The sequence below is a fragment of the Streptomyces sp. NPDC006879 genome (genome assembly GCF_042869595.1).
Lineage (GTDB): Bacteria > Actinomycetota > Actinomycetes > Streptomycetales > Streptomycetaceae > Streptomyces.
Window position 1 is genome coordinate 59,672 of record NZ_JBIAGC010000025.1, and the last position, 14,226, is coordinate 73,897.

Annotated in this window: 10 protein-coding genes; 6 read left to right on the forward strand and 4 right to left on the reverse strand. The window is 68.6% G+C overall.

Annotated elements, in window-relative coordinates; all coding sequences use genetic code 11:
- Positions 1-31 precede the first annotated feature (31 nt).
- The 4 genes from ACFYMC_RS19345 (at position 32) to serA (ending at position 5,438) form a co-directional block, all read left to right on the forward strand.
- Entirely contained in the window at positions 32-1,918 is a 1,887-nt protein-coding gene (locus tag ACFYMC_RS19345) for an acetolactate synthase large subunit (RefSeq protein WP_388526499.1), read from the forward strand.
- Positions 1,919-1,953: 35 nt separating this feature from the next.
- Positions 1,954-2,478 (forward strand): acetolactate synthase small subunit, encoded by a 525-nt coding sequence (ilvN, locus tag ACFYMC_RS19350; RefSeq protein WP_030205858.1) that lies wholly within the window; start codon positions 1,954-1,956, stop codon positions 2,476-2,478.
- A 107-nt stretch (positions 2,479-2,585) separates the two neighbouring features.
- On the forward strand, positions 2,586-3,584 hold the full coding sequence (ilvC, locus tag ACFYMC_RS19355; RefSeq protein ID WP_388526502.1) for a ketol-acid reductoisomerase: 999 nt from the start codon (positions 2,586-2,588) through the stop codon (positions 3,582-3,584).
- Positions 3,585-3,845: 261 nt separating this feature from the next.
- Positions 3,846-5,438, forward strand: coding sequence for a phosphoglycerate dehydrogenase (gene serA / locus ACFYMC_RS19360; protein ID WP_388526504.1), 1,593 nt, complete (start codon positions 3,846-3,848; stop codon positions 5,436-5,438).
- A 132-nt stretch (positions 5,439-5,570) separates the two neighbouring features.
- On the opposite strand, the gene ACFYMC_RS19365 is transcribed toward serA, so the two are convergent.
- Positions 5,571-6,776 carry a PucR family transcriptional regulator gene (locus tag ACFYMC_RS19365; protein ID WP_388526507.1) on the reverse strand — a complete coding sequence of 402 codons (1,206 nt, stop codon included), beginning with the start codon at positions 6,774-6,776 and terminating at the stop codon, positions 5,571-5,573.
- A 194-nt stretch (positions 6,777-6,970) separates the two neighbouring features.
- Between ACFYMC_RS19365 and ACFYMC_RS19370 the strand changes: the two genes are divergently transcribed.
- Together ACFYMC_RS19370 and pruA are read left to right on the forward strand one after the other, a co-directional pair.
- Positions 6,971-7,897, forward strand: coding sequence for a proline dehydrogenase family protein (locus tag ACFYMC_RS19370; protein ID WP_388526510.1), 927 nt, complete (start codon positions 6,971-6,973; stop codon positions 7,895-7,897).
- Between the two features lie 46 nt (positions 7,898-7,943).
- Complete coding sequence (pruA, locus tag ACFYMC_RS19375) at positions 7,944-9,575, forward strand: L-glutamate gamma-semialdehyde dehydrogenase (RefSeq protein WP_388526513.1); 1,632 nt, start codon at positions 7,944-7,946, stop codon at positions 9,573-9,575.
- A gap of 212 nt (positions 9,576-9,787) precedes the next feature.
- Here pruA and ACFYMC_RS19380 read toward each other — a convergent pair whose 3' ends face one another.
- The 3 genes from ACFYMC_RS19380 to ACFYMC_RS19390 form a co-directional block, all read right to left on the reverse strand.
- A complete protein-coding gene (locus tag ACFYMC_RS19380; RefSeq protein ID WP_388526516.1) occupies positions 9,788-10,489 on the reverse strand; it encodes a nitroreductase family protein in 702 nt (233 codons plus the stop codon).
- A gap of 553 nt (positions 10,490-11,042) precedes the next feature.
- Positions 11,043-13,058, reverse strand: coding sequence for a phosphocholine-specific phospholipase C (locus tag ACFYMC_RS19385; RefSeq protein WP_388526518.1), 2,016 nt, complete (start codon positions 13,056-13,058; stop codon positions 11,043-11,045).
- 99 nt (positions 13,059-13,157) lie between these two features.
- On the reverse strand, positions 13,158-14,195 hold the full coding sequence (locus ACFYMC_RS19390) for an NADP-dependent oxidoreductase (protein ID WP_388526521.1): 1,038 nt from the start codon (positions 14,193-14,195) through the stop codon (positions 13,158-13,160).
- Between the last annotated feature and the right edge of the window lie 31 nt (positions 14,196-14,226).

Below are 14,226 nucleotides of genomic sequence, written 5' to 3' on the forward strand. Positions count from 1 at the left end.
CCTCGCAAAAACCCTCAGCTTCGAGAAGAGAATGCCGATGACCGAGCAGGCCACCGGGGCCCACCATCCGCAGCCGCGGGCCCGTACCGGCGGACAGCAGAACGCTTCGACTGAACACGTCACGGGTGCGCAGTCCCTCATCCGCTCTCTCGAAGAGGTGGGTTGCGACACCGTCTTCGGCATCCCGGGCGGCGCGATCCTGCCCGCCTACGACCCGATGATGGACTCCCGCCGGGTTCGCCACATCCTGGTGCGCCACGAGCAGGGCGCCGGTCACGCGGCCACCGGATACGCCCAGGCCACCGGCAAGGTCGGGGTCTGCATGGCCACCTCCGGTCCGGGTGCCACCAACCTCGTGACCCCGATCGCCGACGCGCACATGGACTCCGTCCCGCTCGTCGCCATCACCGGCCAGGTCTCATCCAAGGCGATCGGCACCGACGCCTTCCAGGAGGCGGACATCGTCGGAATCACGATGCCGATCACCAAGCACAACTTCCTGGTCACCAAGGCCGAGGACATCCCGCGAACCATCGCCGAGGCGTTCCACATCGCCTCCACCGGTCGCCCCGGCCCGGTCCTGGTGGACATCGCCAAGGACGCCCTCCAAGCCCGGACAGCCTTCAGCTGGCCGCCCAGCATGGACCTCCCGGGTTACCGGCCGGTCACCAAGCCGCACGCGAAGCAGATTCGTGAAGCGGCCAAGCTCATCGTCCAGGCCAAACGCCCGATCCTGTACGTCGGCGGCGGCATCATGAAGTCCGGTGCCACCGCCGAGTTGAAGGTCCTCGCCGAGCTGACGGGCGCGCCGGTGACCACCACGCTGATGGCGCTGGGCTCCTTCCCCGACAGTCACCCGCAACACGTCGGCATGCCGGGCATGCACGGCGCTGTCACCGCCGTGGCCGCCCTGCAGAAGGCGGACCTGCTGATCGCCCTCGGCACTCGCTTCGACGACCGGGTCACGGGCAAGCTCGACAGCTTCGCCCCCTTCGCCAAGGTCATCCACGCCGATATCGACCCGGCCGAGATCGGCAAGAACAGGGCAGTGGACGTTCCCATCGTCGGAGACGCCCGTGAGGTCATCGCCGACCTGGTGCAGGCAGTCCAGGCCGAGCACAACGAGGGCCACACCGGCGACTACACCGCCTGGTGGAACGACCTCAACCGCTGGCGCGACACCTACCCGCTGGGCTACGACCTGCCGGCGGACGGCATGCTCTCGCCCCAGCAGGTCATCGAACGGATCGGGCAGCTCGCCCCCGAGGGGACCGTCTTCGCCGCAGGCGTCGGGCAGCACCAGATGTGGGCCTCACACTTCGTCAACTACGAGCAGCCACGCACCTGGTTGAACTCCGGCGGCGCCGGAACCATGGGCTATGCGGTTCCGGCCGCGATGGGGGCAAAGGTCGGACAGCCGGACCGCGCCGTCTGGGCCATCGACGGTGACGGCTGCTTCCAGATGACCAATCAGGAGCTGGCCACCTGCGCACTGAACAACATCCCCATCAAGGTCGCGATCATCAACAACGGTGCGTTGGGCATGGTCCGCCAGTGGCAGACGCTGTTCTACAACCAGCGTTACTCCAACACCGTCTTGCACGCCGACGAGACCGGCCACGAGACGGTCGGGTCCCAGCTCGGCGAGTCCACCGCACGCCGTCAGGGCACCCGGGTCCCGGACTTCGTCAAGCTCTCCGAGGCCATGGGCTGTGTGGCCCTGCGCTGCGAGGACCCTGCGGACCTCGACAAGGTCATCGCGGAAGCCAACGCGATCAACGACCGTCCGGTGGTCATCGACTTCATCGTCCACGAGGACGCCATGGTCTGGCCGATGGTCGCCGCCGGCACCTCCAACGACGAGGTCATGGCAGCCCGGGGCGTTCGTCCCGACTTTGGTGACAACGAAGACGACTGAGCGTCTGAGCGCAAGAGCCAAGAAAGAGACTGATCATGTCCAAGCACACGCTCTCCGTCCTCGTCGAGAACACGCCCGGCATCCTGGCCCGGATCGCCGCCTTGTTCTCCCGCCGAGGTTTCAACATCGACTCGTTGGCCGTGGGCGTCACCGAGCACCCCGACATCTCGCGCATCACCATCGTCGTGAACGTCGAGGACCTGCCGCTTGAGCAGGTCACCAAGCAGCTCAACAAGCTCGTCAACGTCCTGAAGATCGTCGAGCTGGAGCCGTCCCACGCCATCCAGCGTGAACTCGTTCTGGTGAAGGTCCGCGCCGACAACGAGACCCGGTCGCAGATCGTCGAGATCGTCCAGCTGTTCCGCGCCAAGACCGTGGACGTCTCTCCGGAGGCCGTCACGATCGAGGCCACCGGTGGAGCGGACAAGCTGGAGGCCATGCTCAAGATGCTGGAGCCCTTCGGCATCAAGGAGCTCGTCCAGTCCGGCACCATCGCCATAGGGCGTGGCGGACGCTCCATCACCGACCGCAGTCTGCGGGCGCTGGACCGCAGCGCCTGAGCCGCGCTCGGCGGGCGGGCGCGCCCGTATGCCGAGACCGGTCGACCCCTCTTCCCCTCCCCGCCGTACGGTGGGGCGCAAAGCACCAAGACCAAGGAGATAGTCCAGTGGCCGAGCTGTTCTACGAGGACGACGCCGACCTGTCCATCATCCAGGGCCGCAAGGTCGCGGTCATCGGCTACGGCAGCCAGGGCCACGCCCACGCGCTGTCGCTGCGTGACTCGGGCGTTGACGTCCGTGTCGGCCTCCAGGAGGGCTCCAAGTCCAAGGAGAAGGCCGAGGAGCAGGGCCTGCGCGTGGTTTCCGTGGCGGAGGCCGCGGCCGAGGCTGACGTCATCATGATCCTCACGCCGGACCCGATCCAGGCCAAGGTCTACGAGGAGTCCATCAAGGACCACCTCAAGGACGGCGACGCGCTGTTCTTCGGGCACGGCTTCAACGTCCGCTACGGCTTCATCAAGCCCCCGGCCGGTGTGGACGTCGCCCTTGTCGCTCCGAAGGGCCCCGGTCACCTGGTGCGCCGTCAGTACGAGGAGGGCCGCGGGGTTCCGTGCATCGCCGCGGTCGAGCAGGACGCGAGCGGCAACGCCTTCGCGCTCGCCCTCTCCTACGCCAAGGGCATCGGTGGCACCCGTGCCGGCGTCATCAAGACCACCTTCACCGAAGAGACCGAGACCGACCTGTTCGGTGAGCAGGCCGTGCTGTGTGGCGGGGCCTCGGCGCTGGTCAAGGCCGGTTTCGAGACCCTGACCGAGGCCGGCTACCAGCCGGAGATCGCGTACTTCGAGTGCCTGCACGAGCTGAAGCTCATCGTGGACCTCATGTACGAGGGCGGCCTGGAGAAGATGCGCTGGTCGGTCTCCGAGACCGCCGAGTGGGGCGACTACGTCACCGGCCCGCGGATCATCACCGACGCCACCAAGGCCGAGATGAAGAAGGTCCTCGCAGAGATCCAGGACGGCACCTTCGCCCGCACCTGGATGGAGGAGTACCAGAACGGCCTGCCCAAGTACAACGAGTACAAGAAGGCCGACTCCGAGCACCTGCTGGAGACCACCGGCAAGAAGCTGCGCAAGCTGATGAGCTGGGTCGACGAGGAGAAGTAGGCCTGCCCGGGGCGCGCGTTCCAGCGGCGGCCGAGCCCCGGTCGAGCGGGGTCGGGACGATGACTTCCGACCCCGCTTGTCCAACCCGGCCAACCACGGACGGGTGATCCTTCCGGACAGGCGGAAATCCGGCCCCGTTCCGCCACTACACTGCTCAACACATACGCGTCAGGCCCACAGTGTCGTGCGTCTTCCACGCGGCTAGCCCCTCCGCCTGCGGCCGTCGGGACGGCCGTCCGCACTGGACTTGTGAGGACCCACGTGAGCTCGAAACCCGTCGTACTCATCGCAGAAGAGCTGTCGCCCGCGACGGTCGACGCTCTCGGCCCCGACTTCGAGATCCGGCACTGCAACGGAGCCGACCGCGCGGAGCTGTTGCCCGCGATCGCGGACGTCGACGCCATCCTCGTGCGTTCCGCCACCAAGGTCGATGCCGAAGCCATCGCCCTGGCGAAGAAGCTCCGGGTCGTCGCCCGGGCCGGTGTCGGCCTGGACAACGTCGACGTCTCCGCCGCCACCAAGGCCGGTGTGATGGTCGTCAACGCGCCCACCTCCAACATCGTCACCGCCGCCGAGCTGGCGTGTGGCCTGCTGGTGGCCACCGCGCGCAACATCCCCCAGGCCAACACCGCCCTGAAGAACGGCGAGTGGAAGCGCAACAAGTACACCGGTGTCGAGCTGAGCGAGAAGACCCTCGGCGTCGTCGGTCTCGGCCGGATCGGCGTGCTGGTGGCTCAGCGGATGTCGGCGTTCGGCATGAAGGTCGTCGCGTACGACCCCTACGTACAGCCTGCGCGAGCCGCCCAGATGGGCGTCAAGATGCTCTCGCTCGACGAGTTGCTCCAGGTCGCCGACTTCATCACGGTGCACCTGCCGAAGACTCCGGAGACGCTTGGTCTCATCGGCGACGAGGCGCTGCACAAGGTCAAGCCGACGGTCCGGATCGTCAACGCCGCGCGCGGCGGGATCGTCGACGAGGCCGCGCTGTACACCGCGCTCAAGGAGGGGCGTGTGGCCGGCGCGGGTCTCGACGTGTACGCGAAGGAGCCCTGCACCGACTCCCCGCTCTTCGAACTCGACCAGGTGGTCTGCACTCCGCACCTCGGCGCCTCCACGGACGAGGCCCAGGAGAAGGCGGGTGTCTCCGTGGCCCGTTCGGTACGCCTGGCTCTCGCCGGTGAGCTGGTACCCGACGCGGTCAACGTCCAGGGCGGCGTCATCGCCGAGGACGTGCGCCCGGGTCTGCCGCTCGCCGAGAAGCTTGGTCGGATCTTCACCGCCCTCGCGGGGGAGGTCGCTGTCCGTCTCGACGTCGAAGTCTGTGGCGAGATCACCCAGCACGACGTCAAGGTGCTGGAACTCTCCGCTCTGAAGGGCGTGTTCGAAGACGTCGTGGACGAGACGGTTTCCTACGTCAACGCCCCGCTGTTCGCGCAGGAGCGCGGGGTCGAGGTCCGCCTCACCACCAGCTCCGAGTCCCCCGACCACCGCAACCTGGTCACCGTCCGCGGCACCCTGTCGGACGGTCAGGAGGTGTCGGTCTCCGGCACGTTGGCCGGACCCAAGCACCTCCAGAAGATCGTGGGTGTCGGCGAGTACGACGTGGATGTGGCGCTCGCCGACCACATGGCCGTGCTCAGCTACACCGACCGTCCCGGAGTGGTGGGCACGGTGGGCCACATCCTTGGTGAAGCCGGCTTGAACATCGCCGGGATGCAGGTCGCCCGAGCGGAGGAGGGCGGTGAGGCGCTCGTCGTCCTCACCGTGGACGCGGCCGTTCCGGCGCCCGTCCTGGCTGAGATCGCGACCGAGATCGGCGCCACCTCGGCCCGCACGGTGAACCTGGCCGACTGACCACAGCCACCCGGTCCCGTACTTTCCGGCGCTACGGGTACCGGGGTGTCCGGGGCGCGCCGCCCGTGCGCGCGGGCCGGGTGTGGTCCGGCGACCTGCGGGGGAGCAGGTGCCGTGTCCCAGACGGCGCTCCTAGAGCCGCGCGGCCTTCAGCGCCATGTGGAGCAGCAACCGGTCCTCACCCTCGTCGAGGTCGAGCCCGGTGAGCTGCTCCACCCGGGACAGGCGGTAGTAGAGCGTCTGCCGGTGGATGCCCAGGGCGGCTGCGGCGCGGCCGGCCTGGCCGGCGCAGTCCAGAAAGGTCTCCGCGGTACGGGCCAGTTCCCGCTGCGCGGGCCCCAGCAGGGCTTGAACGGCGGAATCGGCCGGCCCGCCGGCGGGCAGTTGGGTCAGGAGCCGGTAGGGGCCGATCCCCGACCAGCGGGCCACCGGACCGAGTGAAGGCTTGGCGCGGGCCGCCCTGGCCGCCGCCACGGCTTCGGTCCAGGCGGCCTCCAGATCGCCCAGACCACGGCGGGGCGCAGCGATTCCCGCCGCCGGGGCGTGGTGGGCGGCTCCTGCGGGGGCTTCCGCGTCCGGTAGGAGACGGACGGCAGCGGACTCCGCGGGGCTCAGTACGTCCACCGAGCGTAGGCGCATCAGGACGGCCAGGGCGGTGACGGCGGTCGGTGCGCCTTCCTCGCCGCCGTGGTCGAGTCCTCCCGTCGAGCTGGCTGACGGGCGCCAGGGCGCCGTGCACACGGCTGCTGCGCCGGGCACCGAATGCGGCGGGTCCGCGGACCACGGGCCGACGCAGACCACGGCGTGCAGCCCGTCCGCGCTGGCTCCGAGTGCCGTGCGCAGCGCGGCGACCGCCATGTCCTGTTGCCATCCGGGGTCCGCCGTCAGGGCTCCTCGGAACTCGCGGGAGAGGTCCGCACCGGCTTTGGCTTCTTCGGCGAGGAGGGCGCCGATCCGGGTGGTCACTTCCATGGCTGCGGCGAGTTGGGCCGGCTGGGGTGCGGGGTCGTGGTCGAGGAGCCAGACGTAGCCATGCACGATCCCGCGGTGGCGCACCGGCAGGCAGAGCCGCCCGCGAAAGACCCCGGCGTCCGGGGCCGCGGGGATGTGCACGGGTCCGGTCGCCCGGGTGATGCCGAAGCCCTCGAACCAGGAGCGCACCGCGGTGGTCGACTGACGGGTCAGGATCGAGCGGGTCCGGACCGGGTCCATCGCCAGGTCGTCCTCGCTGTCGTGGGCGCCGAAGGCGATCAGCCGGAAGTCTCGGTTCTCCAGCGTCGCGGGCGCGCCGAGCAGCGCCGAGATCTCGTCGACCAGATCCTGGTAGTCCCCTTGCACCAGCACATTCTCCCACCGCGGGGGCGCAGCTTCAGACAAGTGTCTGAGATGGCGGCCACGGATGCGTGACAGCTGTCGATGGCCCAGGATCGGGGTGATCTCTAGGTTTCACGGTGGTTGTCCGTGCCGTACCGAGAACGTCAGTTTTCGTTCCCTTTACGGTGCCTTCTCTGCTGATTCTGTTGGAGGTGCCCATGCTGGGTCCCGTGATCCTCGCCGCTTCGCGTAGCGACCGCATGCGCCGATTCGTATCGGCTGCCCCGGGCACCAAACAGGTCGTCGACCGCTTCATCGCGGGCGAGACGGTGGGGCAGGTCATCCCGATCGTGCAAGACGCGGCCGACAAGGGCTTGGAAGTCACCCTGGACGTGGTCGGTGAGGACATCACCACCCGCGAGCAGTCCTACGCCGCCCGTGACGCCTACCTCCAGTTGATCGAGCGCCTGCGGGAGCTCGGTCTGGGGGCCCGGGCCGAGATGTCGGTCAAGTTGTCCATGTTCGGCCAAGCCCTTGAAGGCGGTCACGAGCTGGCGCTGGCCAACGTGCGCCCGGTGGTCGAAGCTGCTGCCGCCATCGGAACCACCGTGACCCTCGACGCGGAGGACCACACCACCCTCGACTCGATGTTCGCCATCCACGAGGAGCTCCGCAAGGACCACCCGCAGACCGGCTGCGTCATCCAGGCCTACCTCTTCCGCACCGAGGACGACGCCCGCAGGCTTGCCGCGGCCGGCAGCCGCGTGCGTATCGTGAAGGGTGCGTACAAGGAGCCCGCCTCCGTCGCCATCCAGGACAAGCCGGAGATCGACAAGGCGTTCGTCCGCATCGTCAAGATCCTGATGGCCGGCGAAGGCTATCCGATGATCGGATCCCACGATCCGCGCCTGATCGCCATCTCGCAGGAGCTGGCCCGGCAGGCGGGACGCAAGCTGGACGAGTACGAGTTCCAGATGCTCTACGGCATCCGCAGCGACGAGCAGGTCCGCCTGGCCGCGGAAGGCCACCGGATGCGCGTCTACACGGCCTACGGAACCGACTGGTACGGCTACTTCATGCGCCGCCTCGCGGAGAAGCCCGCGAACCTCCTCTTCTTCGCCCGCTCCATCCTCACCAAGGGCTGAACCACACCCCTCACCCCTCGCAGGCCCCTAAGGAGACACGGAACTCATGGACGCTGTTACCCAGGTCCCCGCGCCGGTCAACGAGCCGGTCCACTCGTACGCCCCCGGCACCCCGGAGCGCGCGCGGCTGGAGGCGAAGCTCAAGGAGCTCGCCGAGAACCCCATTGACCTCCCGATGACGATCAACGGTGAGAAGCGCATGGGTGCTGGCGACCGCTTCGACGTCGTCCAGCCGCACGCGCACCGCTCGGTTCTCGGCACCTACGCCAACGCCACCCAGGCCGACGCCCAGGACGCCATCGACGCCGCCCTCGCAGCCGCTCCGGCCTGGCGCGCCATGTCCTTCGACGACCGAGCCGCGATCATCCTGCGTGCCGCCGAGCTGCTCTCCGGCCCGTGGCGCGAGACGCTCGCCGCCTCGACGATGCTGGGTCAGTCCAAGACCGCCCAGCAGGCCGAGATCGACACCCCCTGTGAGCTGATCGACTTCTGGCGCTTCAACGTCCACTTCGCCCGGCAGATCCTGGCCGAGCAGCCGGTCGCCAACTCCACCGGCGTGTGGAACCGCAGTGACCACCGCCCGCTTGAGGGGTTCGTCTACGCGATCACGCCGTTCAACTTCACGGCCATCGCGGGCAACCTGCCGACCGCCCCGGCCCTGATGGGCAACGTGGTGGTCTGGAAGCCGTCCCCGACCCAGACCCACGCCGCGGTCCTGCTGATGCAGCTGCTGGAAGAGGCCGGCCTGCCCAAGGGCGTCATCAACCTGGTCACGGGCGACGGAATCGCAGTCTCCGAGGTCGCCCTTGAGCACCCCGAGCTCGCCGGTATCCACTTCACGGGATCGACCAGGACCTTCCAGCACCTGTGGAAGACGGTCGGCAACAACATCGAGAAGTACAAGTCCTACCCGCGCCTGGTCGGTGAGACCGGCGGCAAGGACTTCGTCGTAGCGCACCCCTCGGCGGACCGCGCGATCCTCAAGACCGCACTGACCCGGGGTTCCTTCGAGTTCCAGGGCCAGAAGTGCTCGGCTTCCTCGCGCGCCTACGTCCCCGCCTCCATCTGGAACGACGGCTTCAAGGAAGCCTTCGCCGCCGAGGTGGACGGCATCGCGATGGGTGACGTGCGCGACCTGTCGAACTTCATCGGCGCGGTCATCGACGAGCGTTCCTTCGCCAAGAACAAGGCGGCCATTGACCGGGCCAAGGCCGATCCGACCTGCACCATCATCGCCGGTGGCAGTTACGACGACTCCGAGGGCTACTTCGTCCGCCCCACGGTCATCGCCTGCACCGACCCGGAGAACGAGGTCTTCACCACCGAGTACTTCGGCCCCATCCTGGCCGTCCACGTCTACGAGGATGACCAGTACGAGGCCATGCTCGCCCAGATGGAGAGCGTCTCGGCGTACGCCCTGACCGGTTCCATCATCGCCGCTGACCGCTACGCGGCGGCCGATGCGATGGACAAGCTCCGCTTCGCCGCGGGCAACTTCTACATCAACGACAAGTCCACCGGTGCAGTGGTCGGCCAGCAGCCCTTCGGTGGCGGCCGGGCCTCCGGCACCAACGACAAGGCGGGCGCCGCCTCCAACCTGCTGCGCTGGACCTCGACCCGATCCATCAAGGAGACCCTGGTTCCGCCGACCGAGTACGGCTACCCCCACATGGGCTAGTGCCCCGTGAACCCCGCCCCCGCTCCGGTACCCCCAAGTCCGGAGCGGGGGCGGTCCCAGTAGTGGGGCCTTGAGGGGGCTGCCCAGGCCCTGGGCAGCCCCCTCACCCGTGCACCCCGCCGCGTCGGCCGAGGCGCTCGGGCACCAGGTGGATCGGGCACCGCGGCCGAAGCCGCGGCTCGCCCTCGGGATCGCCTGAACCGGAGCCCGTACTAGGCCTCGAAGAGAACCTGGTCCAGCGACTTGCGGACGAGGTCGGGCACCTCGCAGTCGTCCGCGGGATAGCCGACCGGGATCACCGCGAAGGCCTTCTCGTTCTCCGGCCGGTCCAGCACGTGCGAGAGGAAACGCATCGGGCTGGGTGTGTGGATCAGCGCGGCGAGACCCGACAGGTGCAGGGCGCTCAGCAGCATGCCGACCGCGATCCCCACGGACTCGTCCACGTAGTAGTGCTTGCGCTTGGTGCCGTCCGGAGCGAGCCAGTAACGCTGCTGGAAGACCACGATCAGCTCGGGTGCGTCCGTCAGGTGTGTCTTGACCGCGTCCGTGCCCAGGGGACGCAGCGCCGCGAGCCACTCGTCGCCGAGCCGGCCGTCGTAGGAGATGTTCTCCTCCTGCTCGGCGGCTGCCCTGATCTGTTGTCGGACCAGCGGGTCGACGACCCGCACGAAGGTCCAGGGCTGTTGGTGCGCACCTGACGGGGCGGTCGCGGCGACGGCGATCGCGTCCCGTACGACCTGGGTGGGAACGGGGTCGGTGGAGAACTGGCGTACGGTACGGCGTTCGTCCATGCGGGCGCGCAACTCCGCGGCCCGCGCGAGTGACTCGGCGCTCGGCATCCGGTCCGGGCGGTAGGGGACGGGGCGGTAGGGCTCTCCGTGGGTGGGCGTCCACTGCTGGGTCGTATGCGACATGAGGCTGAGTGTCTTGCCGGGGAACCCCGTTGGCCACCCTCGCGTTATCACCATGTGTCCGTTGTGTGCCGAAGGGGGAGCAATGGTCGATGTTGGCAGTGGCGTTTTCCCGGTGGGTGACGGCCGCAAGCGCGCGGCCGTACCCTGCTCGGGGAGCGCGCGGCGCTCACCCCGCGCGCATCCGGCCGACCTGCCGGGGCGGCCGGATGCGCGCGGCGCTCACAGCGTCACGATGGCGCATGCCAGCGGCATAGGCACCCGCGCCGACCTGCGGAGCAAGGGACTTGGGGGAGCCGCTGCACTTCGGCTCGGCTCCGGGGTTGCGTCGTCCGGATCGCGTGGGGTCACGGAGGAGTGTCGGGTCTGACGGGGGCGGCGGTGCCGTGCCCCGGTTTTCCGGGCACCCACCTGTTTTTGGCCTTTCCTTCACCCGGTGCACTCACCGCGACCGGCGCATCCACGGCCTCCGGCGTACCCCGCTGTGCTCTGGCGGTGTGGCTTCGGTCGGTGCTGCCTTCCCCGCCCGTACCGCCCAGTCGCCCACGAGTGACCTTCAGCCGCTGATGCTGGGCGTGCCCGTCTCGATGTGGCCGGTGTAGCGGCGTGACCAGGAGCCGTCCGAGGAACAGGAGATGGTGAAGTCGTACCAGCCCTCGCAGTAGGCCACCGCGTTGAAGCAGTCCTCGACGGATGACCCGGCGGGGACGGTGTAGGTCCACGGGCCGTCACTTCGATAGGCGTGGGATCGGATGGTGAAGGTGACGGGTTGCGAGGAGGAGTTGCTGAGCTCGAACCAGATCGCAGGCTTGCCGGTGTTCGGCGCCGGCGCATAGCGGGCGGCGACCTCACAGGATCTTCCTGACTTGGAGGCATCGCCGATGAAGCGCCGCAGAAAGCGGTTGGGCCCGACCATGGAGATGTCGTACTTGCCCAGGCCATGGCCGAGACCGATGTTGAAGTAGTCGGTGGTGCTCTCCCCGGCCTCGACCGTGTACTGCCAGGCCTCGGTGTTGCGGTACTGGTGCGGGTGGATGGAGAAGTGGGCGGCCCGCTTGGCCTCGACGCCCTGGTTGTTCATCGTGAACCACGCCAGGATCTTGCCGGTACTGCCGAACTCGAAGTGCGTGAGGTTGCCATTGGGTTGGTAGGGCAGGGGCCGGGCCGGACGGCTGCCCCTTTCCTGAGTCGGCAGTGCGTTGTCCTGTGGCGCGGGGTTGGGTAGGGGAGCGCAGGTGGCCTGACCGATGACCTTGGCGGTGGCGGGGAGGTCGGGCACGCCGTACACCGGGTTCGCGAAGTCGAACAGCCCCGTAAGGTCGCCGGAGACCTTCCGTCGCCAGTCGCTGATGTGCGGGCATGCGGCGGGCGTGCCCAGTGCTTCGGTCCAGGACTCCAGGAAGCGCAGTACCGAGGTGTGGTCGAAGACCTCGGAGCTGACCCAGCCGCCCCGTGTCCAGGGAGACATGACCAGCATGGGGACGCGGAAGCCGAGACCGTAGGGCACTCCGTTCAGGTACTCACCCGGTGTTCCGGGTGGGGCGACGGGTGGCGGGACGTGGTCGAAGAAGCCGTCGTTCTCGTCGTAGTTGAGGAACAGGACGGTGGAGTCGAAGACCTCCACCTTCGCTGCCAACGCGCGATAGACCAGGTCCACGAAGTGTGCGCCATCGCCGGGAGGAGCGTAAGGGTGCTCGCTGAACGCCTCATTGGCGACGACCCAGGAGACCTGCGGGAGCGTGCCGGCGACGACGTCGGCTCGGATGGCGGCAGCGATGTCGTCCGGAGTGGACCCGGTGGCCCGGGGCACCGAGGACATGCCCCGCTCGTGCAGGGCGCTGCCGGGCGCCGCGTCCTCGAACTGCTGGAAGTACGCCAGGCCGTTGTCCCCGTAGTTGTCCTGGGCGTTTTGGTAGACCTTCCAGCTCACGCCGGCGCGCTGAAGTGCCTCGGCGTAGGTCTCCCAGGTCAGGCCGGACTCGTCGCCGCCGTCATGACTGGAGGAGTCGATCTTTCCGCTCCACAGGTAGGTGCGGTTGGGGCCGGTGGAGCTCAGCGCCGAGCAGAAGTAGGCGTCGCAGATGGTGTAGGCATCGGCCAGGGCGTAGTGGAAGGGGATGTCGGAGCGGTCGAGGTAGCCCAGGGTGCGGGTGTTCCCCACACCGGTCACCCAGTTGTCCAGGCGGCCCTTGTTCCATGCGGCGTGCTGGGAGGCCCAACTGTGCGGCAGGTCCCCGGTGCACTGGGCGAGCGTCTCCGCGTCCACCCCGCCGGCCGGCGGGGTGGAGCTGAGCTTCCACGGGTACTGGCGACGCCCCCAGTTCGGCTGGTTGAACATCCCCCAACCGCCGGGGAGGTTGACGGCCGCACGGTCGCCGAATCCCCGGACGCCGCGCAGCCGTCCGAAGTAGTGGTCGAAGCTGCGGTTCTCCTGCATCAGGATCACCACGTGGCGGACGTCGGTCTGCGTGCCGGTCGCCGCGGCGGCCGACGCAGTGGGGGCGGACACTGCCGCCCCGGCCACGAGCCCCGCGCCTATCCCGACGAATCCCCTGCGGCTGATGGGTGTCATCCCGGCTCTCTCCGTATCTGGGCGTGCCCGTGCGGCACACGGTTGGCCAGAGTGGAGCGGCCGGCTCCAAAGGTCTACTTCCGTGCGGTAATGCTTCGGTTAACTTCCGAGGCTGGACCTCGAACCGGTCAGGTCGACCAGCGTCTTCCCGGTGTTCGCTCCCCTCAGCATGCCCAGAAAGGCGTCCACGGTGTGCTCGAACCCCTGGACAAAGGTCGTCTCGGAGGCGAACTGGCCGCTGCGGAGGTGCGGGACCAAGAAATCCTCCAGCTCCTCTTGGAGATTGGTGTGGTTGCTGACCAATACCCCCTCGATGCGGAGGGACTTGTGGACCACCTCGAAGAGGTTGTGCGGGGCGGCGGGCGGGTGCTCGTCGTGGTAGGAGGAGATGGCGCCCACCCAGGCGATCCGCCCGTGTTCACGCAATGCCTCGATGGCGCCCTCCAGGTGGTCACCCCCCACGTTGTCCACGTACACGTCGATTCCGTCCGGGGCGGCCTCCGCCAGTAGTTCGCCCACGGGACCGTCGTGGTAGTGGAAGGCGGCGTCGAAGCCGGCCGCCTCGGTGAGATGACGGACCTTGTCGGCCGACCCCGCGCTCCCGATGATCCGCCGTGCGCCCAGCAGGCGGGCGATGCGGCCGGCAGCGGTGCCCACGCCGCCCGCCGCGGAGGAGACGTAGAGGTCCTCACCGGCCTGCAACCGGGCCACCCGCGTCAGCGCGGCGTAGGCGGTGAGGCCGGTGCCACCGAGGATGCCCAGGTGGGCGTGGACCGGTACGCCGTCGTAGGTGCGGATCCGGCGTGCCCCGCCCACCCCGGCAGTCACCAGGGCGTGGGTGCGCCAGCCCTCCCGGTGGAAGACCAGGTCTCCTTCCTCCAGCCCCGCGTCGCGCGAGGCGAGGACCCGGCCCACCGCCCGCCCTTCCAGCGGGGCGTGCAGCGTGAAACCGTTCTCCCTGCCGTCCATCCGACCGCGGTGGTAGGGGTCGACGGAGAGGTAGAGGTTCTCCACCAGGGCGGTGCCCGGTGCGGGTTCGGGTATCGCGAAGGTGGTGTGGGCGAAGTGGTCGCGGGTGGGGAAGCCCTGGGGGCGGGCGATTTGGTGGAAGGCCCCACCGAAGATCGAAGTGCTCATGGCGCAGACGCTAGGCAGGGGGAGTCGGGTC

Bases quoted from the DNA above. Each gene is read 5' to 3' on its own strand.
- ACFYMC_RS19345 (WP_388526499.1), top strand. From the start codon at position 32: ATGCCGATGACCGAGCAGGCCACCGGGGCCCACCATCCGCAGCCGCGG.
- ilvN (WP_030205858.1), top strand. From the start codon at position 1,954: ATGTCCAAGCACACGCTCTCCGTCCTCGTCGAGAACACGCCCGGCATC.
- ACFYMC_RS19370 (WP_388526510.1), top strand. From the start codon at position 6,971: ATGCTGGGTCCCGTGATCCTCGCCGCTTCGCGTAGCGACCGCATGCGC.
- pruA (WP_388526513.1), top strand. From the start codon at position 7,944: ATGGACGCTGTTACCCAGGTCCCCGCGCCGGTCAACGAGCCGGTCCAC.
- ACFYMC_RS19380 (WP_388526516.1), bottom strand. From the start codon at position 10,489: ATGTCGCATACGACCCAGCAGTGGACGCCCACCCACGGAGAGCCCTAC.
- ACFYMC_RS19385 (WP_388526518.1), bottom strand. From the start codon at position 13,058: ATGACACCCATCAGCCGCAGGGGATTCGTCGGGATAGGCGCGGGGCTC.
- ACFYMC_RS19390 (WP_388526521.1), bottom strand. From the start codon at position 14,195: ATGAGCACTTCGATCTTCGGTGGGGCCTTCCACCAAATCGCCCGCCCC.